At 72.1% G+C, this 766-nt stretch carries 1 protein-coding gene; it reads left to right on the plus strand.

All coding sequences use genetic code 11. The features are described 5' to 3' along the window. Positions 1-58: 58 nt before the first annotated feature. Positions 59-766 (plus strand): hypothetical protein (locus tag AB0F11_RS05170; protein ID WP_362168596.1); only part of this gene is annotated, 708 nt, incomplete at its 3' end.

Below are 766 nucleotides of genomic sequence, written 5' to 3' on the forward strand. Positions count from 1 at the left end.
AGCCCTGGAAACCCTGGCTGCCTTGTGTGCCCTGCGCGCCGGTGTCGCCCTGGAACCCTTGACTGCCTTGGACTCCGGCGTCGCCCTGGCTGCCCTGGCTGCCCTGCGGGCCGATATCGCCCTGGCTGCCCTGGCTGCCGACTTCCCCCTGGCTGCCCTGGACGCCGGCTCCGCCCTGGAACCCCTGGCTGCCCTGGAACCCCTGACTGCCCTGGAACCCCTGCACACCAGTTTCGCCCTGAGTGCCCTGACTGCCCTGGAACCCCTGGGTGCCGGGGCTGCCCTGACTGCCCTGCGGGCCGGCTCCCGAACCACCCGGACTGCCCTGCGCACCCTGGAAACCCTGCGGACCGATACCACCCTGAGCACCCTGAACACCGGCGCCACCCTGAACACCGGGACCACCCTGGCTGCCAGGGACGCCCTGGGATCCTGGCGTGCCCATGTCGCCCTGCGTCCCCTGACTGCCCTGACTGCCGGAGCCACCCTGACTTCCCTGAGCTCCGGTGCCACCCTGACTGCCCTGGCTGCCCTGGGCTCCGGTACCGCCCTGGCTCCCCTGGGTTCCGATTCCCTGGAACCCTTGCGCACCGGTGTCGCCCTGGAACCCCTGACTGCCCTGGGTTCCTTGCGCACCGGTGTCGCCCTGGAATCCCTGGCTTCCCTGCGCGCCTTCGTCGCCTTGGCTGCCCTGGCTTCCCTGCGCGCCGGCGCCGCCCTGGCTGCCCTGGGCACCGGCGGTGCCCTGGCTGCCCTGGGCACCCTG

Origin of the sequence: Streptomyces sp. NPDC032472 (assembly GCF_040636955.1) — a bacterium.
Classification (GTDB): domain Bacteria; phylum Actinomycetota; class Actinomycetes; order Streptomycetales; family Streptomycetaceae; genus Streptomyces.